The organism is Micromonospora sp. NBC_01739 (assembly GCF_035920385.1).
GTDB lineage: Bacteria > Actinomycetota > Actinomycetes > Mycobacteriales > Micromonosporaceae > Micromonospora.
This window is the reverse complement of sequence record NZ_CP109151.1, coordinates 3501202-3523147: the sequence shown is the minus strand read 5'-3', so window position 1 is coordinate 3523147 and position 21946 is coordinate 3501202. Positions and strand designations below refer to the sequence as shown.

Annotated in this window: 22 protein-coding genes; 16 read left to right on the top strand and 6 right to left on the bottom strand. The window is 72.4% G+C overall.

Annotation, left to right across the window (positions count from 1 at the left end):
- The first annotated feature begins 8 nt into the window (after positions 1-8).
- Entirely contained in the window at positions 9-1115 is a 1107-nt protein-coding gene (locus OIE53_RS15690; protein ID WP_327022288.1) for a D-alanine--D-alanine ligase family protein, read from the top strand.
- Between the two features lie 48 nt (positions 1116-1163).
- On the opposite strand, the gene OIE53_RS15685 is transcribed toward OIE53_RS15690, so the two are convergent.
- A complete protein-coding gene (locus OIE53_RS15685) occupies positions 1164-1775 on the bottom strand; it encodes a DUF3515 family protein (RefSeq protein WP_327022287.1) in 612 nt (203 codons plus the stop codon).
- A gap of 9 nt (positions 1776-1784) precedes the next feature.
- Entirely contained in the window at positions 1785-2018 is a 234-nt protein-coding gene (locus tag OIE53_RS15680) for an Lrp/AsnC ligand binding domain-containing protein (RefSeq protein WP_013732068.1), read from the bottom strand.
- 168 nt (positions 2019-2186) lie between these two features.
- On the opposite strand from OIE53_RS15680, the gene OIE53_RS15675 reads away from it, so the two are divergent.
- Both OIE53_RS15675 and OIE53_RS15670 read left to right on the top strand, forming a co-directional pair.
- On the top strand, positions 2187-3125 hold the full coding sequence (locus tag OIE53_RS15675) for a thiamine-phosphate kinase (RefSeq protein WP_327022286.1): 939 nt from the start codon (positions 2187-2189) through the stop codon (positions 3123-3125).
- A 62-nt stretch (positions 3126-3187) separates the two neighbouring features.
- Entirely contained in the window at positions 3188-3655 is a 468-nt protein-coding gene (locus tag OIE53_RS15670) for a GNAT family N-acetyltransferase (protein WP_327022285.1), read from the top strand.
- An 89-nt stretch (positions 3656-3744) separates the two neighbouring features.
- On the opposite strand, the gene rpmB is transcribed toward OIE53_RS15670, so the two are convergent.
- Positions 3745-3936, bottom strand: a complete 192-nt coding sequence (rpmB, locus tag OIE53_RS15665) for a 50S ribosomal protein L28 (protein WP_007075181.1) — start codon at positions 3934-3936, stop codon at positions 3745-3747.
- Positions 3937-4168: 232 nt separating this feature from the next.
- On the opposite strand from rpmB, the gene OIE53_RS15660 reads away from it, so the two are divergent.
- The 10 genes from OIE53_RS15660 (at position 4169) to mutM (ending at position 13872) form a co-directional block, all read left to right on the top strand.
- Positions 4169-5782 carry a DAK2 domain-containing protein gene (locus OIE53_RS15660; RefSeq protein WP_327022284.1) on the top strand — a complete coding sequence of 538 codons (1614 nt, stop codon included), beginning with the start codon at positions 4169-4171 and terminating at the stop codon, positions 5780-5782.
- Positions 5779-7977 (top strand): ATP-dependent DNA helicase RecG, encoded by a 2199-nt coding sequence (gene recG, locus OIE53_RS15655; protein ID WP_327022283.1) that lies wholly within the window; start codon positions 5779-5781, stop codon positions 7975-7977. Before OIE53_RS15660 ends, recG begins: the two co-directional genes overlap by 4 nt.
- 356 nt (positions 7978-8333) lie before the next feature.
- Entirely contained in the window at positions 8334-8897 is a 564-nt protein-coding gene (gene rsmD / locus OIE53_RS15650; RefSeq protein WP_327022282.1) for a 16S rRNA (guanine(966)-N(2))-methyltransferase RsmD, read from the top strand.
- Positions 8894-9385: a pantetheine-phosphate adenylyltransferase gene (gene coaD, locus OIE53_RS15645; protein ID WP_327022281.1), complete on the top strand. Its 492-nt coding sequence runs from the start codon at positions 8894-8896 to the stop codon at positions 9383-9385. Before rsmD ends, coaD begins: the two co-directional genes overlap by 4 nt.
- Before the next feature lie 249 nt (positions 9386-9634).
- Positions 9635-10132 carry a hypothetical protein gene (locus OIE53_RS15640; RefSeq protein WP_327022280.1) on the top strand — a complete coding sequence of 166 codons (498 nt, stop codon included), beginning with the start codon at positions 9635-9637 and terminating at the stop codon, positions 10130-10132.
- Positions 10133-10357: 225 nt separating this feature from the next.
- Positions 10358-10921: a YceD family protein gene (locus OIE53_RS15635; protein WP_327022279.1), complete on the top strand. Its 564-nt coding sequence runs from the start codon at positions 10358-10360 to the stop codon at positions 10919-10921.
- Positions 10922-10926: 5 nt separating this feature from the next.
- Positions 10927-11100, top strand: a complete 174-nt coding sequence (rpmF, locus tag OIE53_RS15630; protein ID WP_013732077.1) for a 50S ribosomal protein L32 — start codon at positions 10927-10929, stop codon at positions 11098-11100.
- 129 nt (positions 11101-11229) lie between these two features.
- A complete protein-coding gene (locus OIE53_RS15625; protein WP_327027234.1) occupies positions 11230-12183 on the top strand; it encodes a phosphate acyltransferase PlsX in 954 nt (317 codons plus the stop codon).
- Complete coding sequence (rnc, locus tag OIE53_RS15620; RefSeq protein WP_327022278.1) at positions 12180-13022, top strand: ribonuclease III; 843 nt, start codon at positions 12180-12182, stop codon at positions 13020-13022. Before OIE53_RS15625 ends, rnc begins: the two co-directional genes overlap by 4 nt.
- Complete coding sequence (gene mutM, locus OIE53_RS15615) at positions 13015-13872, top strand: bifunctional DNA-formamidopyrimidine glycosylase/DNA-(apurinic or apyrimidinic site) lyase (RefSeq protein WP_327022277.1); 858 nt, start codon at positions 13015-13017, stop codon at positions 13870-13872. Before rnc ends, mutM begins: the two co-directional genes overlap by 8 nt.
- 6 nt (positions 13873-13878) lie before the next feature.
- Here mutM and OIE53_RS15610 read toward each other — a convergent pair whose 3' ends face one another.
- Complete coding sequence (locus OIE53_RS15610) at positions 13879-14709, bottom strand: endo alpha-1,4 polygalactosaminidase (protein ID WP_327022276.1); 831 nt, start codon at positions 14707-14709, stop codon at positions 13879-13881.
- A gap of 148 nt (positions 14710-14857) precedes the next feature.
- Complete coding sequence (locus OIE53_RS15605) at positions 14858-16303, bottom strand: CAP domain-containing protein (protein WP_327022275.1); 1446 nt, start codon at positions 16301-16303, stop codon at positions 14858-14860.
- Between the two features lie 357 nt (positions 16304-16660).
- Between OIE53_RS15605 and OIE53_RS15600 the strand changes: the two genes are divergently transcribed.
- The 3 genes from OIE53_RS15600 to OIE53_RS15590 all read left to right on the top strand — a co-directional run bounded on the left by OIE53_RS15600 (position 16661) and on the right by OIE53_RS15590 (position 21373).
- Entirely contained in the window at positions 16661-16855 is a 195-nt protein-coding gene (locus OIE53_RS15600) for a hypothetical protein (RefSeq protein ID WP_327022274.1), read from the top strand.
- A 283-nt stretch (positions 16856-17138) separates the two neighbouring features.
- Entirely contained in the window at positions 17139-20753 is a 3615-nt protein-coding gene (gene smc, locus OIE53_RS15595) for a chromosome segregation protein SMC (protein ID WP_327022273.1), read from the top strand.
- Positions 20753-21373 carry an HAD-IA family hydrolase gene (locus OIE53_RS15590; protein ID WP_327022272.1) on the top strand — a complete coding sequence of 207 codons (621 nt, stop codon included), beginning with the start codon at positions 20753-20755 and terminating at the stop codon, positions 21371-21373. Before smc ends, OIE53_RS15590 begins: the two co-directional genes overlap by 1 nt.
- Positions 21374-21380: 7 nt before the next feature.
- On the opposite strand, the gene OIE53_RS15585 is transcribed toward OIE53_RS15590, so the two are convergent.
- A complete protein-coding gene (locus OIE53_RS15585; RefSeq protein ID WP_327022271.1) occupies positions 21381-21908 on the bottom strand; it encodes a DinB family protein in 528 nt (175 codons plus the stop codon).
- Positions 21909-21946 lie beyond the last annotated feature (38 nt).

Sequence of the window (21946 nt, the reverse complement as noted above, 5' to 3'; positions counted from 1 at the left end):
TGACCGCAGTGACCACCCCAGGCAAGACCCGCGTGGCGATCGTCTTCGGCGGCCGCAGCCCGGAACACGGCATCTCCTGCGTCAGCGCCGGCAGCGTGCTCGCCGCTCTGGACCCGGACGAGTTCGAGGTGGTGCCGGTCGGCATCACCCGAGCGGGCCAGTGGGTGCTCACCGACGGGGATCCCACCCGATTGTCGATCAGCGCGCGTAGCCTGCCGGAGATCACCGCCGAGTCCGGCCACGACATCGTGCTGCGGACCGACCCGACCGGCGGCGGCCTGGTGGTGCTGGACCCCACCGAAGGGCCCCGGGCACTGGCCGATGTGGACGTGGTCTTCCCGGTGCTGCACGGCGCCTACGGCGAGGACGGCACCATCCAGGGCATGTTGGAGATGGCCGGCATCCCGTACGTGGGGGCCAAGGTGTTCGCCTCCGCCGCCGCGATGGACAAGGAGTTCACCAAGAAGCTCTGCGCCGCCGAGGGCATCCCGGTCGGCGCGTACGCGGTGCTGCGCAGCGGCATGACCCTCAGCGAGCAGGACAAGCAGCGGCTGGGGCTGCCGGTCTTCGTCAAGCCCTCCCGGGCCGGATCGTCCTTCGGGGTCAGCAAGGTCACCGACTGGGCGGACCTGGACGCCGCGGTGGCCGCCGCCCGGAAGATCGACAGCAAGGTACTGGTCGAGGCGGCCATCGTCGGCCGGGAGATCGAGTGCGGAGTGCTGGAGGGCGAGGCCGGCGGCATGCCCGAGGCCTCCGTACTGGCCGAGGTGCGAGTGGTCGGCGACTACGACTTCTACGACTTCGAGGCCAAGTACATCGACGCGGAGTCGGCCTGCGAGTACGACGTCCCCGCCGACCTGCCCGACCGGGTGGCCCGGCAGGTACGCGACTACGCCGTGCGGGCCTTCACCGCGCTGGACTGCGCCGGACTGGCCCGGGCCGACTTCTTCGTCACCCCGGAACTGGACGTCTACCTCAACGAGATCAACACCATGCCGGGGTTCACCCCGACCTCGATGTTCCCCCGGATGTGGGCGGCCTCCGGCCTGGAGTACCCGAAGCTGGTGGACCGGCTGATCCGTACCGCCCTGCTGCACGGCCCCGGGCAGTACTGACCGATCCCGGCGGCTTCGATCGGGTGCTGACCGGCCTGGCGGCTTCGATCAGGAGGTGCAGCCGGACGGGACCGAGTCCGCCGAGGGGACGGAGGCGACGACCGTGGTGGCGATCGGGGCGGCCCACTGCAAGGCCTCGCCGTAGAAGTGCGGCACCCGTACGGTCACCGGGGTCTCCCGATCCAGGGTGGTCAGCACGGTGGCGTCGACCTCCTCCACCGCGTGCCAGCACACCGCGTTGACCAGGTAGACATGGTCGGTGGGGCTCACCTCGGGCGCGGTGCCACCGCAGGCCACCGTCACGGCCGGATCGCCGTAGGCGGCGTTCTGCTCCGGCCCGGCGCTCACCGGCCGCTGCGGCAGGTCGCGGATCGAGGCGGGCAACTGGGACAGCAGGGCGCGGCAGACCGTGGCCGGTCGCTCGGCCAGCGCCGGGGCGGCCATCTCGACCGGGGCGGTGGACTGCGGCCGGGGTACGGTCGGCGAGGGGGAGGCCGTGGGGGTCGAGTCCTCCGGCGCCAGATTGACGAAGGCCAGGGTGCCGACCAGCAGGGCCACCGGCAGGGCCACGGCCGTGGCGACCAGGGCCGCGGTGCGGCTGGTCCGGTCGGTCCCCTTCGGGGTGCCCTTCTCGCTGGTCTCGGTGGGAGATTCGGACATGGTGCCCACTTACAACCGCACCACCGAACACGTCAGGGTCCGGGTGATCCCGGGCACCATCTGCACGTTGCTGACGATGAGTTTGCCGAGCTCGTCGACGGTGTTCGCCTCGGTGAGCACGACCACGTCGTACGGCCCGGTCACCGCGTCGACCCGGACCACGCCGGGAAGATCCGCGATGAGACCGGCCACGTCACGCGCCCGGCCGACCTCTGTCTGGATGAGGATGTACGCCTGTACCACGACTCGACCTCCCTCCGTCGCCGCCTGCCAGGCGGCCCGAAGGGAGAAAGTACCTTACGGACCAGGTGTGATCCCTATCGGCGGCCGAGGAGAAGCGGTGAGCGAGCGTACCTTCAGGTTCGGCGGGGTGGCCCCAGACGCCGCCGCGGAGTGTGGCGGAGTGGCGGCGTGAGTGTCGCGGGGGTCGGCGAGTTCGGCCTGATCGACCGGGTCACCGCCCGGTTGTCCTACGGATCGACCGTGTTGCTCGGGCCGGGTGACGACGCGGCCGTGGTCGCCGCACCGGACTCCCGGGTGGTCGCCTCCACCGACGTGCTGGTGGAGGGGCGGCACTTTCGCCGGGACTGGTCCGAGGCGTACGACATCGGTCGTCGGGCGGCGGCGGCCAACCTGGCCGACGTGGCGGCGATGGGGGCGGAGCCGACCGCCCTGCTGGTGGCCCTCTGCGTGCCGACGGAGGTGGAGACCGGCTGGGTCGAGCAGCTCGCCGACGGCATCGGTGCCGAGGCGGCCGGGGTGGGCGCGAGCGTGGTCGGTGGGGACATGTCGGCCAGCCCCACCCTGACCATCGCGGTCACCGCCCTGGGCGATCTGGCCGGACGGCCCCCGGTGACCCGGTCCGGCGCCCGACCGGGCGACCTGGTGGCCCTGGCCGGGCGCACCGGCTACGCCGCGGCCGGGTTCACCGTGCTCTCCCGTGGCTTCCGCACCCCCCGGCTGCTGGTCGAGGCGTACCGGCGGCCGGAGGTGCCCTACGCGGCCGGTCCGGTGGCCGCCCGACTCGGCGCCACCGCCATGATCGATATCTCGGACGGGTTGCTGGCCGACCTCGGGCACGTGGCCAGGGCCAGCGGGGTGGCCGTCGACCTGCGCCGGGAGGCCTTCGAGGTGCCACCGCAGATGCGCGACGCCGCCCAGGCCCTCGGGGTCGACCCGTACGCCTGGTTGCTGGCCGGTGGCGACGACCACGCGCTGGCCGCGACCTTCCCGCCGGAGGTGGAGCTGCCGGACGGGTGGCGTCCGATCGGTCGGGTGGCCGAGGGCCGTGGGGTGACCGTGGACGGGGCACCCTTCGACGGCCCGGCCGGCTGGGACCATTTCCGCTGAGCCCCTGCCAGGGTCCCCTGGTCGCCGGCGGTGCGGGGGTGGGCTGGTCGTACGCTGAACAGGTGCAGCAGATCGAGATCCACGTGGTGCCGTTCGACTCTCCGGTGGCGCAGCGACTGATCACCTCCGCGCTGGCCGACCTGGGCGCCCGGTACGGCGGTGACGGCGACGAGACCCCGGTCGAGGCCGGCGAGTTCACCCCGCCGCACGGCACCTTCCTGGTCGCCCACCTGGACGGTGAGCCGGTCGGCTGCGGTGGTTGGCGCAGTCACGGCAGCGACGGCGAGACGGCCGAGTTGAAGCGGATGTACACCGCCCCGCAGGCCCGTGGCCGGGGGGTGGCCCGTACGGTGCTGGCCGCGATCGAACGCTCCGTCCGTGAGCAGGGCCGCAAGCGGATCATCCTGGAGTGCGGGGACCGGCAGCCCGAGGCGATCGCGATGTACACCTCGGCCGGCTACGAGCGCATCCCCAACTTCGGCTACTACGCCGCCGAGCCCGGCTGCCTCTCCTTCGGCCGCACCCTCTGACATCCCGCTGGAGGGTCGGCGGACACGACGATGCCGGCGGGCCATCGAGGCCCGCCGGCGATGCAGATCGTGGTGCCGGTGCTACCGCGTCAGGCGCGGGTGACCTTGCCCGCCTTGATGCAGGAGGTGCAGACCTTCAGCTTCTTGGTCGTGCCGCCACCGGCCGGGGTACGCACCGACTGGATGTTCGGGTTCCAGCGGCGGTTGGTCCGCCGGTGCGAGTGGGACACGTTGTGGCCGAAGCCCGGTCCCTTGCCACAGACGTCGCACACGCTAGCCACGGGATACTCCTGGGATTGAAACGTTCATGAGGTCGCCGCCAGGCGATGCCCGGGCAACCTGGCCAGGTTACCCGATGGTGAAAGCCCTCGCCCAACCGGGCTCGGCAGCGTGACCGCCGTCGGCGGCCCGGTCCAGGGGGCCGACCACGACGCAGGCCCCGCTGGTCACCGGAGCGTACCGGACACGCCGGCCCGGCAGCGACTGTCAGGGTACGCCAGTAGGCTTCCCAGCGTGCTGGACACCCTCGATGCCGCCGCCGTGCGCCGCTGGTGCGCCAGCGGGCTGGCCACGCTGAAGCGGCACCAGGGGGAGATCGACGACCTGAACGTCTATCCGGTGCCCGACGGCGACACCGGCACCAATCTGGTGCTGACCCTCACCTCGGCGCAGCAGGCCCTGGCGATGAACCTCGACACGGTCGCCGACGGCGCCGCCACCCCGCACGGGCACGCCCTGCGGCTGATGGCCCGAGGGGCCCTGCTCGGCGCCCGGGGCAACTCCGGGGTGATCCTGTCGCAGATCCTGCGGGGCTTCGCGGACGCCCTGGCCACCACCCCCAGGGTCGAGGGCCCGGAGTTGGCCGCCGCCCTGCGTGCCGCCACCACCGCGGCCTACTCGGCGGTCGCCCGGCCGGTGGAGGGCACCCTGCTCTCCGTGGTCGCCGCCGCCGCCGAGGCGGCCGAGCGGGCCGACAGCCCGCAGCTGCGGGTGGTCGCCCGGGAGGCGGCGGATGCGGCCGCCCAGGCCCTGGCGCGTACCCCGGAGCAGTTGCCCGCCCTGGCCCGCGCCGGGGTGGTCGACGCCGGTGGGCGCGGGCTCTGCCTGCTGCTGGACGCCCTGGTCGAGGTGGTCACCGGAGAGAGCCCGCAGCACCCCGAGCCACCGCCGACCATCCCGCCCCGGAGGGTGCCCCCGCCGGCCACGGCCGCCCGGGAGACCGGCTCCCCGGAGTACGCCTACGAGGTGCAGTTCCTGCTCGACGCCGAGCCCGAGGCGGTCGGCCGGATGCGGGACACCCTGGCCGCCCTGGGTGACTCGCTGGTGGTGGTCGGCGATCAGGGCACCTGGCAGGTCCATGTGCATGTCAACGACGTCGGGGCGGCGATCGAGGCCGGGGTGGTCGCCGGTCGCCCGTACCAGATCTCGGTGACCCGCTTCGCCGACCAGGTCCCGCCGAGGCCGGTCCGCGCGCCGGACGGTCGGGCCGCCGTGGTGGTCGCCGCCGGGGCCGGGATCGCCGAGCTGCTCACCCGGGAGGGCGCGGTGGTGGTGCCCGGCAATCCCTCCACCGGGGAACTGCTGGAGGCGGTCTTCGGCACCGGGGCGGCCCGGGTGGTGGTGCTGCCCAACGACCCGGACGCGCAGGCGGTGGCGAACCAGGTAGCCGAGGAGGCGCACCGGTCGGGGGTCAAGGTCAGCGTGGTGCCCACCCGCTCTCCGGTGCAGGCACTGGCCGCGCTGGCCGTACGCGATCCCCGCCGCCGCTTCGAGGACGACGTGATCGCGATGGCCGAGGCCGCCGGGGCCTGCCGGTACGCCGAGGTCGTGCACGCCGGGCGGGACGCCCTGACGGTCGCCGGTCCCTGCCGGGCCGGTGACGTGCTGGCCCTGGTCGAGGGGGAGGTGCATCTGATCGGCGCCGACCTGGTCGACACCTGTGTGGCCCTGGTCGACCGGCTGCTGGGTGGCGGCGGTGAACTGGTCACCCTGCTGGTCGGGGCGGATGCGCCGGACGGGCTGACCGACGCGGTGTCCACCCACATCGCCCGCCGGTGGCCCTTCGTCGAGGTGCAGGCCTACCCGGGCGGGCAGCCGCGCTATCCGTTGCTGGTGGGTGTCGAATGACCGCAGAGCCGTCCACCGTGGACACCCCCCTGGCCAAGCTGGTCGGGGAGAAGACCGCCAAGGCGCTGGCCGGGCATCTGGACCTGCACACCGCCGGTGACCTGATCTACCACTTCCCGCGCCGCTACGACGAGCGCGGCGAGCACACCGACATCCGCTCCCTCGACGTCGGCGAGCAGGTCACCGTGCTGGCCCAGGTGCAGCGCACCGCCGTACGCCCGATGCGGCAGCGCCGGGGCAACCTGCTGGAGGTCACCGTCGGGGACGGCTCCGGGGGCAGCCTCACCCTGACCTTCTTCGGTAACCAGGCCTGGCGCGAGCGGGAACTGCGGCCCGGCCGGTGGGGGCTGTTCGCCGGCAAGGTCACCGATTTCCGGGGCCGACGACAGCTCAACGGGCCGGAGTACGTCCTGCTCGGCGACCAGACCGACGGGGAGGCGGCGGCCACCGAGCAGATCGAGGAGTTCGCCGGGGCCCTCATCCCGGTCTACCCGGCCGCCGCAGCCGTACCGACCTGGGTGATCGCCCGCTGCGTACGGGTGGTGCTGGACACGGTGGCTCCCCCGGAGGACCCCCTGCCGGCGGGGGTACGGGCCAGCCGGAACCTGGTCGGCCTGGGCGGTGCCCTGCGGGAGATCCACCGGCCCTCCAGTCGGGAGGAGCTGTACCGGGCCCGTCGGCGGTTGAAGTGGGACGAGGCCTTCGCCGTGCAGTTGACCCTGGTGCGGCGCAAGCACCAGGCCGCCGCCTCGCCCGCCCGGGCCCGGCCGCCCCGGACGGACGGTCTGCTGGCGGCCTTCGACGCCCGGCTGCCGTACGAGCTGACCGGCGGCCAGCGTGAGGTCGGTGCCGAGATCGCCGCCGACCTGGCCACCGGCCATCCGATGCACCGGCTGTTGCAGGGTGAGGTGGGCTCCGGCAAGACCGTGGTCGCTCTGCGCGCCATGCTCCAGGTGGTCGACGCGGGCGGGCAGGCCGCGCTGCTGGCCCCGACGGAGGTGCTCGCCGCCCAGCACTACCGGGGCATCCTCGACCTGCTCGGCCCGCTGGCCCAGGCCGGTGAGCTGGGCGCCGCCGAGCACGCCACCCGGGTGGAGCTGGTCACCGGCTCCCTGGGGGCGGCGGCCCGGCGCCGGGCCCTGGCCGAGGTCGCCGGTGGCGCCGCCGGCATCGTGCTGGGCACCCACGCCCTGCTGTACGAGGGGGTCGACTTCGCCGACCTGGGGCTGGTGGTCGTCGATGAGCAGCACCGGTTCGGGGTGGAGCAACGCGACGCCCTGCGGGCCAAGGCGGAGCAGCCCCCGCACGTGCTGGTCATGACCGCCACCCCGATCCCCCGTACGGTGGCCATGACGGTCTACGGCGACCTGGAGATCTCCACCCTGTCCCAGTTGCCCCGGGGCCGGTCACCGATCGCCTCCCATGTGGTGCCGGCCGCCGAGAAGCCGGCCTTCCTGGACCGGGCCTGGCGGCGGCTGCGCGAGGAGGTGGCCGCCGGCCATCAGGCGTATGTCGTCTGCCCGCGTATCGGTGAGGCCACTGCCGAGGAGGAACCACCGGCGGTGGACGACAACGGTCGACGCCCGCCCCTGGCGGTGACCGAGGTGGCCCCGTTGCTGGCCGAAGGGCCACTGCACGGGCTGCGCATCGGGGTGCTGCACGGTCGGCTGCCGGCCGACGAGAAGGACGCCGTGATGCGCTCCTTCGCCGGCGGGGAACTGGACGTTCTGGTGGCCACCACGGTGGTCGAGGTCGGGGTGGACGTACCCAACGCGACCATGATGGTGGTGCTGGACGCCGACCGGTTCGGGGTCTCCCAACTGCACCAGTTGCGGGGCCGGGTGGGTCGGGGCAGCGCACCCGGGCTCTGTCTGCTGGTGACCGAGGCGACCGAGGGCAGCAGCGCCCGGGAGCGGCTGGACGCGGTGGCCTCCACCACTGACGGGTTCAAGCTGGCCGAGCTGGATCTGGAGCAGCGGCGCGAGGGCGACGTGCTGGGGGCCGCCCAGTCCGGGCGGCGGTCCCACCTGCGCCTGCTGTCCCTGCTCCGCGACGCCGATCTGATCCGGGACGCCCGGGCCGAGGCCATCACCATGGTCGAACAGGATCCGGAACTGGCCCGGCAGCCCGCCCTGGCCGCCTCGGTGGCCGCCCTGGTCGACGCCGACCGCGCCGAATACCTGGAAAAGGGCTGACCCCCCCGGGGGTCCCTACCCGGTCGAGGCGCGCTACCCCCCGGCTGCCTCCTGGACGCGGGAGAACCGCCCCTGGCGTTGTGCTCACCTGAACCCGCTCACCATGATCGCGCTCGATCCTGGATCGAGTGGTCTCGGGCTGGCTCGAAGGCACTCGATCCTGGATCGAGTGGCCATCGGCCTGTATCGGAAGCGATCGATCTGTGCTCCTTTCGGATGGTGTGGCTCGTTGGGAGGGCTCGACGCCGGTCGCGTAGCGTCGGCGGCATGAGCGGAAGCAGGCTCGACAGCAGGCGCAGGTGGGTGCCCGGTCTCAGGTGCGAGGTCGGGTTCGGCGGCGTCCCCGGCAGTGGGCGATGACCCGGATCGTGGCCGGCAACCTGGGTGGCCGGCGGATCGCCGTACCACCGGGAGTCGGCACCCGACCCACCTCAGATCGGGTACGCGAGGCCCTGTTCAGTTCCGTGCAGGCGGAGATCGACCTGGTCGGGGCCCGCTTCGCCGACCTGTACGCGGGCTCGGGTGCGGTCGGCCTGGAGGCCCTGTCCCGGGGAGCGGGGCACGTGCTGCTGATCGAATCCGACGCCCGGGCCGCCCGGGTGATCAGGGAGAACATGGCGATCCTGCGCGCGGCACCGGCCGCTCGACTGGTCACCGGGAAGGTCAGCGCCGTGCTGGCGGCCGGCCCGGACGGCGAGCCCTACGACGTGGTCTTCGCCGACCCGCCGTACTCCCTGTCGCCCGAGGGGGTGCGGGCGATGCTCACCGCCCTGGTCGAGGGCGGTTGGCTGGCCCCGGAGGCCATGGTGGTGGTGGAACGGTCGACCCGCAGTGAACCGGTCGACTGGGTGGAGGGGATCACTGGTCAGCGCAGTCGTCGGTACGGCGAGACCACCATTTGGTACGGTCGCCGATCATGAGACGTGCGGTGTGCCCCGGCTCGTTCGATCCGGTCACCAATGGTCACCTCGACATCATCGGCCGAGCCAGTCGGCTGTTCGACGAGGTGATCGTCGGCGTTCTGATCAACCAGTCAAAGACCGGACTGTTCACCATCGAGGAGCGGATAGCCATGCTCCGCGAGGTGACCGCCTCCTATGACAACGTCCGGGTGGAGTCCTTCCGGGGGCTGCTGGTGGACTTCTGCCGCGCCCAGCAGGCGAGCGTACTGATCAAGGGCATCAGGGCGGTCAGCGACTTCGACTACGAACTCCAGATGGCCCAGATGAACATCGGCCTGGCGGGTGTCGAGACGTTGTTCATGCCCACGAACCCCCTCTACTCCTTCCTCTCCTCCAGCCTCGTCAAGGACGTGGCCAAGTGGGGCGGCGACGTAACCCCCCACGTCCCCGACCTCGTCCGCGAAGCCCTCAAATCCCGCCTGACCCCCCCACCCCCCACCCCCTAACCCACGCGCCCTCACCCCTTTTCCCCGTCGATCTTGCAGTTTTGGTCGCTGCTTTGTCCGCTTGTGCGGCTTATGCGGGGACGAAAAGTGCAAGATCGGCGGGGAAAGACGGGGGTGTGGGAGCGACTCGCCGGGGGTGGGGGTGTGGCGGTGGGTGGGGGGTGGGACGACATCATTGGATGAAGCGGGAGACTGGCCTTAGCCCGCATGATGTAGGTCGGCCTGACCAACGACAGGAGTGAGGTGCCGGTGGACCCGCTCGACCGCATCGAGGAACTGATTGCCATCGTGGAGCAGGCGCGCTCCGTCCCGATGTCGCGCACCAACTGCATGGTCGATCGGGGCGAGATGATCGCTGCTCTCGACGAGTTGCGTGCCGAGCTTCCGGCTGACCTGCGCCGGGCCGCCGCTCTCCTGGAGGAACGCGACAAGATCATGGAGGCCGGCAAGCGGGAGGCCGACCGGATCATCAGCGAAGGTGAGGCGGAACACGCCCGCCTGGTCTCGGTGAACGAGATCACCGTCTCCGCCGAGCACGAGGGCGCCCGGATCATTGCCGAGGCCCGGGCCGAGGCCCAGCGCCTGCGCGAGGAGGTCGACGACTACGTCGACACCGCGCTGGCCAACTTCGAGCAGTTCCTCACCCGGGCGCTGGCCTCGATCGAGCGCGGGCGGGACAAGATGCACGCGCTGCGGGAGATCGGCACCTTCGGTGGTGAGGAGACGGAACGGCCGCTACCGTTCTGAGCGGCCCGACCGCATCGGCGCCGCGATCTTCCAGCCACACCGACCAGAGCCGGCGACAATCCGGAGACCGGCAGCCGACCGGAGCCCGGGAACCGGCGATCGTTCGGAGCTGGCCTGCCACCCGCATCCGCCCCGCCGCCAGCGGTGGGGCCGCCCCCGGTTCGACGTTCGAGTGCCTGTCCAGGTAACCTCGTTTGTCGGCCTCTCACCGGCCGGAGTCTGACTATGCCCAAACACACGCCTTCTTCACTCGACCCCAGGTCGCCGCTGGTCCTCGACACGAGGGAGCTGCCGCGCCGACCTGGTGCGTTGCGTACCGTCGAACGGGTGGTTCAGGCACCGTCGGACCTCGGCGTTGAGTTGATCGGCGTGCCGGAAGGCGCGGACCTCGAACTCGATCTGCGGATGGAGTCGGTGTCCGAGGGCGTGCTCGTGTCGGGGACCGTCAGCGGTTCGATCCGGGGCGAGTGCGGTCGGTGCCTACGCGAGATCGACGACTCGGTGACGGTGACCATCCAGGAGCTGTACGCGTACGAGAACAGCACCACGGACGCCACCACCGAAGAGGACGAAGTCGGTCGATTGCAGGGTGACCTGATCGACCTGGAACCGGCGCTGCGGGACGCGGTGGTGCTCGCACTGCCGACCAACCCGCTCTGCCGTCAGGACTGCCCGGGCCTGTGCCCCGAGTGTGGGGTGCACTGGGACGATCTGCCGGCGGACCACAGCCACCAGCAGGTCGACCCGCGTTGGGCGGGCCTGTCGCAACTGACCCGTACAGAGGAGTAAGAACCGTGGCCGTCCCCAAGCGCAAGATGTCGCGCAGCAACACCCGGTCCCGCCGGGCGAACTGGAAGGCCGCGGCGGTCGCGACCGTGGCCTGCCCGCAGTGCAAGTCCCCCAAGCTGCCGCACGCCGCCTGCTCCGTCTGCGGCACCTACAACGGCCGCCAGGTTCTCGAGGTCTGACCCGGACGCCGCGTGACGTCTCCGACCGCGAGTCGGGCGACACGCACGCCCCGGCGATCGCCCGCTGCTCCCGCCGACGCCGGCCGGCTCTCCCCGGCCGGCGTCGTCACGGAGCCGGGTACCGCACGGATCGCCGTTGACCTCCTCGGCGGGGACGACGCTCCCGACGTGGTGGTGGACGGCGCTCTACGGGCGGTGCGCGCCGACCCCGACCTGCACCTTCTCCTCGTCGGCCCGACCAAGGCAGCCGGCGTGCTGGTGAGCGCCCTGGACCCGGCCCAACGGGCCCGGGTGACGCTTCGACCGGCGCGTACCGCCGTCGGCATGGCCGCCGATCTCACCACGGCCCGCGCCGACACCACCGTCCGGGCGGCCGTCGCCGCGGTCCGCACCGGTCAGGCCGACGCGGTGGTCTCCGCCGGCTCGACCGGTGCCACCGTCGCCGCCGCCGCTCTCGGCCTGGGCCGCTGGCCGGACACCCGACGGCCGGCGCTGGCCGCCACCCTGCCGGGCACCTCCGGGCCGGTCGTACTGCTCGATGTCGGCGGCTCGATGGAGTCGGGCCCGACGACCCTGACCCGGCACGCCGTGCTCGGCGCCGCGTACGCCGCCATCAGCCACGATCTCGCCGCCCCCCGGGTGGGGCTGCTCTCGGTGGGCACCGAACCCGGTAAGGGCGACCGTTCCCGCCGGCTGGCCGAGCCCCTCCTGAGCGCGGTGGAACTGCCCGCTGACGCCCGGTACGTGGGCCTGGTCGAGGGGTACGACGTCTGCCTCGGCACGCGCGCCGATGTGGTGGTCACCGACGGGTTCACCGGTAACGTGCTGCTCAAGGCGATCGAGGGCGCGTACGCCATGGCCGGGGGGCCACCCCCCGATGGGGGCGCGCCTCGGGCGGCCGCGCTGCTCGGGGTGGCCGGCACCGTGGTGGTCTGTCACGGCGCCGCCCGCCCGGCCGACATCGCTTCCGGCATCGCACTGGCCGCCCACCTGTGGCGGCGAGCCGCCACCGACCGGGTCGCCGCGCTGCTCGCCGCCGACCGCATCGATCGCACGACCGACACCGAGGTACGCACATCATGAGCAATGACAATCGACGGCGCCCCTCCATCGGCCACCTCGAGGCAGCCTTCGGCGTGTCAATGGACCCGGACCTGCTGGAGCGGGCCCTGACCCACCGCTCGTACGCGTACGAGAACGGTGGCCTGCCGACCAACGAGCGGCTGGAGTTCCTCGGCGACTCGGTACTCGGGGTGGTGATCACCACCGCCCTCTTCCACAACCACCCGGACCTGCCGGAAGGGCAGTTGGCCAAGTTGCGGGCCAGCGTGGTCAACATGCGGGCCCTGGCCGATGTGGCCCGGGGCCTGGGCCCGGACGGGCTCGGCCCGTACCTGCTGCTGGGTAAGGGGGAGGAGACCACCGGGGGCCGGGACAAGGCGAGCATCCTCGCCGACACCCTGGAGGCCCTGCTCGGTGCGATCTACCTCCAGTACGGGCTGGACACCGCCGCCATGGTCATCCACCGGCTGTTCGACCCGCTGATGGCGGAGTCGGCCGGTCGGGGTGCCGCCCTGGACTGGAAGACCAGCCTCCAGGAGCTGACGGCCGCGCTGGGTCTGGGTGTGCCGGAGTACCGGATCGAGGGGGCCGGACCGGATCACCTGAAGACCTTCACCGCCTGGGTGGTGGTCGCCGGCAACCGGTACGGCGGCGCCGACGGGCGCAGCAAGAAGGAGGCCGAGCAGCGGGCCGCCGAGTCGGCCTGGCGGACCCTGAACGCGCAGGCCGAGGCTGACCGGGCGGAGTCGGCGACGGACGAGCCCGCGGTCGCCGGGGTGGCCGCCGACCCGGTAGCGGTCGGCGACGGGCGGATCGGCGCGGACAGCGGCCGGCCCGAGGTGCAGGCGCCAAGTGCCTGAGCTGCCCGAGGTGGAGACCGTCCGCCAGGGGCTGGCCCGCTGGGTCACCGGCCGACGGATCGACTCGGTCGAGGTACGCCACCCGCGGGCGGTACGCCGCCATCTGGCCGGGGGTGCCCACTTCGCCGACGTGCTGGCCGGGCGGACCGTGCTGGACGTGTGCCGACGCGGCAAGTATCTCTGGCTGCCGTTGGACAGCGGGGACGCGGTGATCGGGCACCTGGGCATGTCCGGGCAGCTGCTGCTGCAACCGGCTGCCGCCCCGGACGAGACCCACCTGCGGGTCCGCTTCCGGTTCGCCGACGAGGGCCCGGAGTTGCGCTTCGTCGACCAGCGTACGTTCGGCGGGCTGTCGGTCAGCGAGGGCGGCGCGATCCTGCCCTCGGAGATCGCCCACATCGCCCGGGATCCCCTGGATCCGCACTTCTCCGACCAGGACTTCGTCACCGCGCTGCGCCGTCGGCGAACCGAGGTCAAGCGGGCCCTGCTCGATCAGACCCTGATCTCCGGGGTGGGCAACATCTACGCCGACGAGGCGCTGTGGCGGGCCGGACTGCACGGCACCCGCCCGACGGACGCCCTGACCGGCCCGGCGGTGGGGCGGCTGCTGGGCCACGTACGCGACGTCCTGGGTGAGGCGATCGTCGCGGGCGGCACCAGCTTCGACGCCCTGTACGTCAACGTCAACGGGGAGAGCGGCTACTTCGATCGGGCCCTGAACGTCTACGGCCGGGAGGGTCAGCCCTGCCGGCGGTGCGGCGCCCCGATCCGCCGGGAGGCCTTCATGAACCGGTCGTCGTACAGCTGCCCCCGCTGCCAGCCCCGCCCCCGCGCCACCCTGCGGGGCTGACCCGGATCACGGGGCGGGGCAGGGCAGCCGCCAGGCGTCCAGGGTGCGGTTCTTCCGGATGGAGGCGAATCCGTACCCGACGCTGGTGACACAGAAGTCCGTCAGGGTACCGGCGTACTCGACATGGAAGACCGGCTTGCCGGCGTCGACGAAGGGCAACAGCTTCGCGCACCGCTTGAGGCGTACGCATTCCTCGTCGACCGCGAAGTCGAAGTCCGGCTCCAGCGCGGCCACCTGCCCCAGGTTGCCCAGCAGGCCGGGGGAGAGGTCCAGCGAACGGGCCAACCCCGCTACCCGGCGGTTGAACTGCAACTGGTCGTCGAACTCCAGCGGGAAGCCGGGGGAGCGGGCGTAACCGTCGGCGTCGGCCAGCAGCACCGCGCCGAAGCCCTTGCCCCGGCAGAGCCGAAACCGGTCGGCCAGCACCGGCCGCAGGGCCTCCCATCGGCGTACGTCCAGCCACCGGCGACCGGTGCGGGCAGCGGTCGCGCCACGGACCTGGGGTGCGAACCGGGTCGCATCCGGGTCCTGCGGATGCACCGAGCCGACATGCACCTGGCAGACCAGCCGGCGGTCCAGGGCCCGCAGCTCACCGGTCTGCGCCGAGGTGGTGGCTACCGGATCCAGGACGAACACGTCCGCCTCGACCGTCAGGTCCAGCGGGCCGTCGAGCTGCCACTGCCACCGCCACAGCCGGGCCGAGGCGGCCGGCCAGGTGGTCGGCGCCCCGGGCGGGGTGAGATCCGGCCGGCAGGCGGCCGGCGACACCAGCAGCGTGAGGGCCAGGGCGGCGAGCAGTACCCCTCGTACCGGTCGCCCGCCCAGCCCGATCCGCATCGCCAGCTCCGCAGGTAGCGCCGGCGGCGTCCTGCCGCCCGAGCCGGTACGCCGGCCCGGCGTACCTCACCCGGTAGAACGAGCACAGACCCGACAAGGACTCGCGGCTGCGGCTGATGGCGACCCGGCGGCGGTCCGTCGCGCCGGCTCAGCGGGGTTTGGCGAAGACCTGGGTCCAGTACGGCCCGTTGCTGCTGGCCACCCCCACCCCGATCTCGGTGAAGGTGCAGTTGAGGATGTTGGCCCGGTGCCCGGGGCTGTTCATCCAGGCCTCCATCACCGCGGCGGGCGACTGCTGGTTCCAGGCCACGTTCTCGCCGTAGGTCTGCCAGGTGTACCCGACCCGGTCGATCCGCTGGCCCGGGTCGCTGCCGTCGCTGCCGGTGTGCGACATGTTCCGGTTGTCGGCCTGGTCCTGGCTGTGTCGCTGGGCCGCCGTCATCAGCTTGTCGTCGATGCTCAGCGCGCCGCAGCCGGCCTTGGCCCGTTCCTCGTTGACCAGTTCGACGACCTGGGTGGTCTGGGCGGTGGCGGACCCGACCGTGGCGGGTGGGGTGGTGGCCGTGGCACCCCGGCTGGGGCTGCCTCGACGTTCGGCGGCCTGCTGGGAGGGGGTGCTGCTGCGTGCGGGTGCGGTGGGGCTCGGCTTGGCGGTGCGGCTGGGCTTCGGTGCGGGGGTGGCGCTGGGCGAGAGGCTGGGGCTGGGGCTCGGCGAGTCGGTCGGGTCCAGGGTGTCGATCGGCTCCTCCGGATCCACCAGCGCCGGTCCGGTGGCCACCGGACCCTCCTCGGCCGTGGTACCGCTCGGCGCCTTCTCCCCGGGCAGGGCCAGGGCGGCGATCCCGATGCTCACGACCAGGGTGGCCGCCGCGGCGGCACCCCCCAGCACCAGGGGACGCGACCGGCGGCGGTGCGCGGGCCGGGGCTCCGCCTCGGTCATCTGCGTACCGATCTCGGTCGGCTGCGCACCGGCCTCCGACGGCCGAGAGTCGGCCTCGTACGGCTGAGCGTGGTGCGGCCGGGTGCCGGAGTGCCGCCAACTGCCGGCGTACCCCTGGTCCGGCTGCCACCCGGCCTGGTACGGCTCGGGAGCGGCGTACGGGTCGGCCTGGTCGTACCGCGCGGCCTGATACGGCTCAGGTGTGACGTACGGCTCCGGGACGGTGTACGGCTCGGGGGAGGTGTACCCGTCGGGGGCGGCGTGTCGGGCGGGCTGGGGGTCGGTCCAGCCGCCGACCTGGGTGGTCGGCTCCTCGGCCCGCCAGCCGCCGTCGTGGCTGCCCGGCGCGGTGCCGCCGTACGGTGCCTCGGCCGCCGGCCAGGCGGAGTCCCGGTAGTGCCGGCCGCTGCCGTGATCGACGCCGTGATCGTGACCAGTGGGCTCGGCGGACCGGTGTGGGCTCTGCCACTGTTCGGTGGGCTGGTGGTCGTACCACCGGTCGGAAGAACTGTCGGGTTCGTCACCGAACAGGTACGACGAGCGCGGCGCCGGGCGGTCGGTCAGCCAGGCCGGGTCGTCGTTCGGTGGCTCGGATCGCCGGGTGCCGTCCGGGTCGAGGGGGTCGTTCCAGCCGTGCACGCCTGTCGCCTCCACGGGTCAATTACGGGCCGGGGTGACGCTACGTGCTTGCTTTGAACAGCAGCAACGTGGCTAAGAAAGAGTTAAGGGGACCCTGTACATCCGGGTGAGGTATTCCGTCGAATCGGTGCGTAGAGTTGGGTTGTCCGGACAGAGTGTGTCCGCGCCGTGTGGCAGCCTCCCAAGATGGGTCTGGTCGACGCAGAGATGATCTACGGCCTGCGAGAACTTGACGAAACGGGGACTGTCGGCTCAATATGGAGGTGTCGCCAGTCGCGCCCGGCCGTGCCCAGATTCCGTGGGAATGGTAGTCGCGTACACCAAGGGCGCGCGTTGGCCGGCCTCTCCGGCAGCGCAATTCAAGGAGTCAACATGGCGAAGGCCCTCTTCGGCCACGTAGGTGCGGCGCCCGACCGGCGCCTGCTCGACGAGGTCACCCGACTGCGTGCCAGGGTTCAGTCACTGGAGTTCGAGATCACGCGGCTGCGTGCCGAGAATGATCGGCTCGCGGCGGCTGCGGCGGAGACGGATGATCTTCTTCGTCTCGCCGAACCCGCACTCACCTGATCAACCTGGCCGCCACAACCGAATAGCACGACCGCACAAAAAGCGCGCCGACACCAAGTGCCGGCGCGCAATTCTGTGCCCCACTGATCCGTCCGTAACTGATCCACTCGGTGTGTGAATGATCGAACTGGTTGTCCGACCAGGGTGAATTAGGGACGCCGGTGACATCACCGCCGGGTGGGTCGCATCGCACCGGTCATCCGGTGCCGGGTTAGTCTGCGGGTTCACCAAGGTCCGCGCAGCCGGGCGACGGTACGGCGGCCACCGGACGAGGATCGAGAAGGTGCATCTCAAGAGCCTGACGGTGAAGGGCTTCAAGTCCTTCGCCTCCGCGACGACGCTGAAGCTGGAGCCCGGGATCACCTGCGTGGTGGGCCCGAACGGCTCCGGCAAGTCCAACGTCGTCGACGCCATCGCCTGGGTGCTCGGCGAGCAGGGGGCGAAGGCGCTGCGGGGCGGCAAGATGGAGGACGTCATCTTCGCCGGCACCGCCGGGCGGGCCCCCCTGGGCCGCGCCGAGGTGACCCTGACCATCGACAACACCGACGGCGCCCTGCCGATCGAGTACACCGAGGTCTCCATCACCCGCCGGATGTTCCGCTCCGGTGAGAGCGAGTACGAGATCAACGGCGACACCTGCCGCCTGCTCGACATCCAGGAGCTGCTCTCCGACTCCGGCATCGGCCGGGAGATGCACATCATCGTCGGGCAGGGCCGACTCGACGGGATGCTGCACGCCAAGCCGGAGGACCGGCGGTCGTTCATCGAGGAGGCGGCCGGGGTCCTCAAGCATCGCAAGCGCAAAGAAAAGGCCCTGCGCAAGCTGGACGCGATGCAGACCAACCTGAACCGGCTGACCGACCTCACCGCCGAACTGCGCCGTCAACTCAAGCCGCTGGGTCGCCAGGCCGAGGTGGCCCGCCGCGCCGCGGTGATCCAGGCCAGTCTGCGCGACGCCCGGCTGCGGCTGCTCGCCGACGACCTGGCCACCCTGCGTACCACCCTGGACAAGGAGATCGCCGACGAGACCGCCCTGCGGCACCGGCGCGAGGAGGTGGAGGCCGAGCACACCGAGGTGCAGGGCCGCCTAGGTGAGCTGGAGGAGGCCCTGGCCGCGGACGCGCCGTTGCTGGCCGCCGCCCAGGACACCTGGTACAAGCTCTCCGCCCTGCAGGAACGCTTCCGGTCCATCGAGCAGCTCGCCGTGGAACGGCTGCGGCACCTCAGCGCCACCCCGGACGACGAGCGGCCGGGCCGGGACCCGGACCAGTTGGAGGCCGAGGCCGAGCGGGTCCGGGAGCAGGAGGAGGAACTGCGCGCGGCGCTCACCGACGATCAGGTCCGCCTGGCCGAGGCGGTGGAGCACCGGCAGGAACTGGAACGGCAGCTCGCCGCCGCCGAGCGGGAACTGGTCGCCGCCGCCAAGGCGATCGCCGACCGTCGTGAAGGGCTGGCCCGGCTGACCGGCCAGGTCAACTCGGCCAGGGCCCGGACCACCAGCGCCGGTGAGGAGATCGAGCGGCTGGCCGCCGCCCACGCCGACGCCATGGCCCGGGCCGAGCGGGCCCAGGCCGACCTGGACGCCGTGGCGGAGCAGTCCACCGAGGCCGACCGGGACAACGCCGACCTGGACGCCCGGCACGCCGAGGCGGTCGGTGTCCAGGAGCAGGCGCAGGCGACCGTCCGCTCGCTGTCCGACGCGGAACGGGCGGCGGAGAAGGACGCCGCCACCTGGAAGGCCCGCGAGGAGGCCCTGGCCCTCGGCCTGCGTCGCAAGGACGGTGCCGGTGCCCTGCTGGCCCGCACCGACCAGGTACCCGGGCTGCTGGGCAGCCTGGCCGGCCTGCTCACGGTGGCCCCCGGGCACGAGGCGGCCCTGGCCGCCGCCCTGGGCGGGCTGGCCGACGCGGTGGCGGTCAGCGGGGTGGACGAGGCGGTCGAGGCGATGCGGCTGCTGAAGATCTCCGACGCCGGGCGTGCCGGGCTGCTGGTCGGCAGTCCGGCCGGGCCGGGGATGTCCGGTTCCGCCGAGGCGCTGCGCCCCAAGCTGCCCGACCGCGCGCACTGGGCCCCCGACCTGGTCGAGTGCGACAGCCGGATCCGTCCGGCGGTGCACCGGGCGCTGCGCGACGTGGTGCTGGTAGACGATCTCGCCGCCGCGGCGGAGGTGGTCGCCGCCAACCCTGAGCTGCGGGCGGTAACCCGCGAAGGAGACCTGCTGGGGGCGTACGCGGCGGCCGGCGGCTCGGCGAAGGCCCCCAGCTACATCGAGGTGCAGGCGGCCGTCGAGGAGGCCCGGGCCAACCGACTGGCCGCCGAGGAGACCAGCGCGGAACTGCGCGGACAACTGGTCGAGGCCCGGGCGGCCGTGGCCGAGGCCAAGGAGCGGGTGCAGCACGCCGCCGCGGCGAAACGGGAGGCGGAGAGCCACCGCAACGCCGCCGCCCGCCGGCTGGCCGAGTTGGGTGCCGCCGCCCGGTCCGCCAAGGCCGAGACCGACCGGCTGGGCGAATCGCGGGCCCGGGCCGAGGCCGCCCGGGAGCGGGACCTGACCGCCCTGGCCGAGTTGGCGGAGCGGCTGCGCCTGGCCGAGGCCACCCCGATCGACGCGGAACCCTCCACGGAGGAACGCGACCAACTGGCGGCGATGGTGCCGCAGGCCCGGCAGAACGAGATGGAGGTCCGGCTAGCGGTGCGTACCGCCGAGGAGCGGGTGTCCTCCATCGCCGGGCGGGCCGACTCGCTGCGTCGGCAGGCCGCCGCCGAACGGGCCGCCCGGGAACGGGCCGCGGCGCGGCGGGCGGCGCGGGTCCGGGGGGCGGGCATCGCCCGTGCCGTGGCCGGTGGGGCCCGGGAGGCGCTGACCCGGCTGGCCACCAGCATCGCCCGGGCCGAGGAGCACCGCGACGCGGTGGCCCGGGCCCGGGCCAGCCGCGAGGCGGAGCTTCAGGAGGTGCGGGCCGCCGCGAAACGGCTCGGTGCGGAACTGGAGCGGTTGACCAGCCAGGTGCACCGCGACGAGGTGGCCCGGGCCGAGCAGCGGCTGCGCATCGAACAGTTGGAGGCCAAGGCCGCCGAGGACTTCGGGTTGACCGTGGAGACCCTGATCGCCGAGTACGGGCCGAGCCAGCCGGTGCCGCCCACCGAGGCCGAGGTGGCCGCCGCCGAACGCGACGGCCTGCCGGTGCCCGAACCGGTCCGCTACGAGCGCCCGGTGCAGGAGAAGCGGGCCGCCAAGGCCGAACGCGAACTGGCCCTGCTGGGCAAGGTCAACCCCCTGGCGCTTGAGGAGTTCGCCGCGCTGGAGGAGCGGTACAAGTTCCTCTCCGAGCAGTTGGAGGACCTCAAGGCGACCCGGCGTGACCTGCTCACCGTGGTCAAGGATGTCGACGACCGGATCCTGGAGGTCTTCGCCAGCGCCTTCGCCGACACCGCCCGGGAATTCGAGCAGGTCTTCACGGTGCTGTTCCCCGGTGGGGAGGGGCGGCTGGTGCTCACCGACCCGGACGACCTGCTGACCACCGGGGTGGAGGTCGAGGCCCGCCCACCCGGCAAGAAGATCAAGCGGCTGTCGCTGCTCTCCGGTGGTGAGCGGTCGCTGACCGCGGTGGCGATGCTGGTGGCCATCTTCCGGGCCCGGCCCAGCCCGTTCTACATCATGGACGAGGTCGAGGCGGCGCTCGACGACGTGAACCTGGGTAGGCTGATCACTCTGCTCGCCCAGTTGCGGGAGAAGAGTCAGCTCATCGTCATCACCCACCAGAAACGGACCATGGAGATCGCCGACGCCCTGTACGGCGTGACCATGCGGGGCGGGGTGACCCAGGTGATCAGCCAACGGCTCAACCGGGCCGACGGAGACGACGAGCGGCGAAGCCGCGGCGAGGAGAACGGTTAGTGGCTCGGGAACGCGCGTCAGCGCTCCTGGTGGACCTCGACGGCGTACTGCGGCGTTGGGACCCGGCGGTCGCCGCCGGGGTGGAGCGGGAGTACGGCCTCTCCACCGGGGTGCTCGGGGAGATCGCCACCTCCTGGGGGATGCTCCAGCCGGTGCTCACCGGCCGGGTCAGCCACGCCGACTGGATGTCCAGTGTGGTCGACGCGCTGACCCCCGCGGTGGGGGACCCGGAGCGGGCCCGGGCGGCCGTGGAGCAGTGGCAGCGCTACCGCGGTGAGGTCGACCCGCAGGTGTTGGCGTTCATCCGCGAGGTGCGGGCCGCCGGCATCCGGGTCGGGTTGGGCACCAACGCCACCGACCTGCTCGACGCCGACCTGGCCGCCCTGGACCTCACGGACGAACTCGACGTGGTGGTCAACTCCTCGGCCATCGGCATCCACAAGCCGGCCAAGGAGTACTTCCAGGCGGCCTGTGTGGCCCTGGAGACCCCGCCGGACCGGGTGCTCTTCGTCGACGACGAGGACCGGGCGATCAACGGGGCCCGGGTGGCCGGGCTGTCGGCGTACCGCTGGAACGGGCCGGAGGACCTGCGCTATCTGCGGGCCGTGCTGGCCTACTGAACGCGGGTCACTCGCCGGTCACCCCGTCGATCGCCTCGCGGATCAGGTCGGCGTGCCCGTTGTGCCGGGCGTACTCCTCGATCATGTGCAGGTAGACCCAGCGCAGGCTGACCTCATGGCTCTTCTCGGCGCGGCGCAGGGTGAAGACCTCGTCCAGGTCGTGGCCGGCGGTGGCCGCGTCGGCAGCGGTGATCTCGGCGCGGAACGCCGCGAAGTCGGCCTCGGGGTCGGCGGTGTCCACGGTGTTGAACTCGGCGTCCGGGTCGGCGTCGAAGTCGTACAACTCGGGTAGGTCCTCGCCGGCGAAACACTGCCGGAACCACGACCGCTCGACGACGGTCATGTGCCGCACCAGACCGAGCAGGGTGAGCGTGGACGACGACACGCTCGCCGTCCGTAGTTGCTGGCCGGTCAGCCCGGCGCACTTGAGCAGCAGGGTGTCACGGTGGTAGTTGAGCCAGCCCTCCAGCATGGTGCGCTCGTCGGCGCGGTAGGGCTCGCTGCGGCGGTCGATGGGCGGTGCGGTCCATGTCATGCCGGTCATCGTGCGGCCCGGGTACGACAACGGCGAGC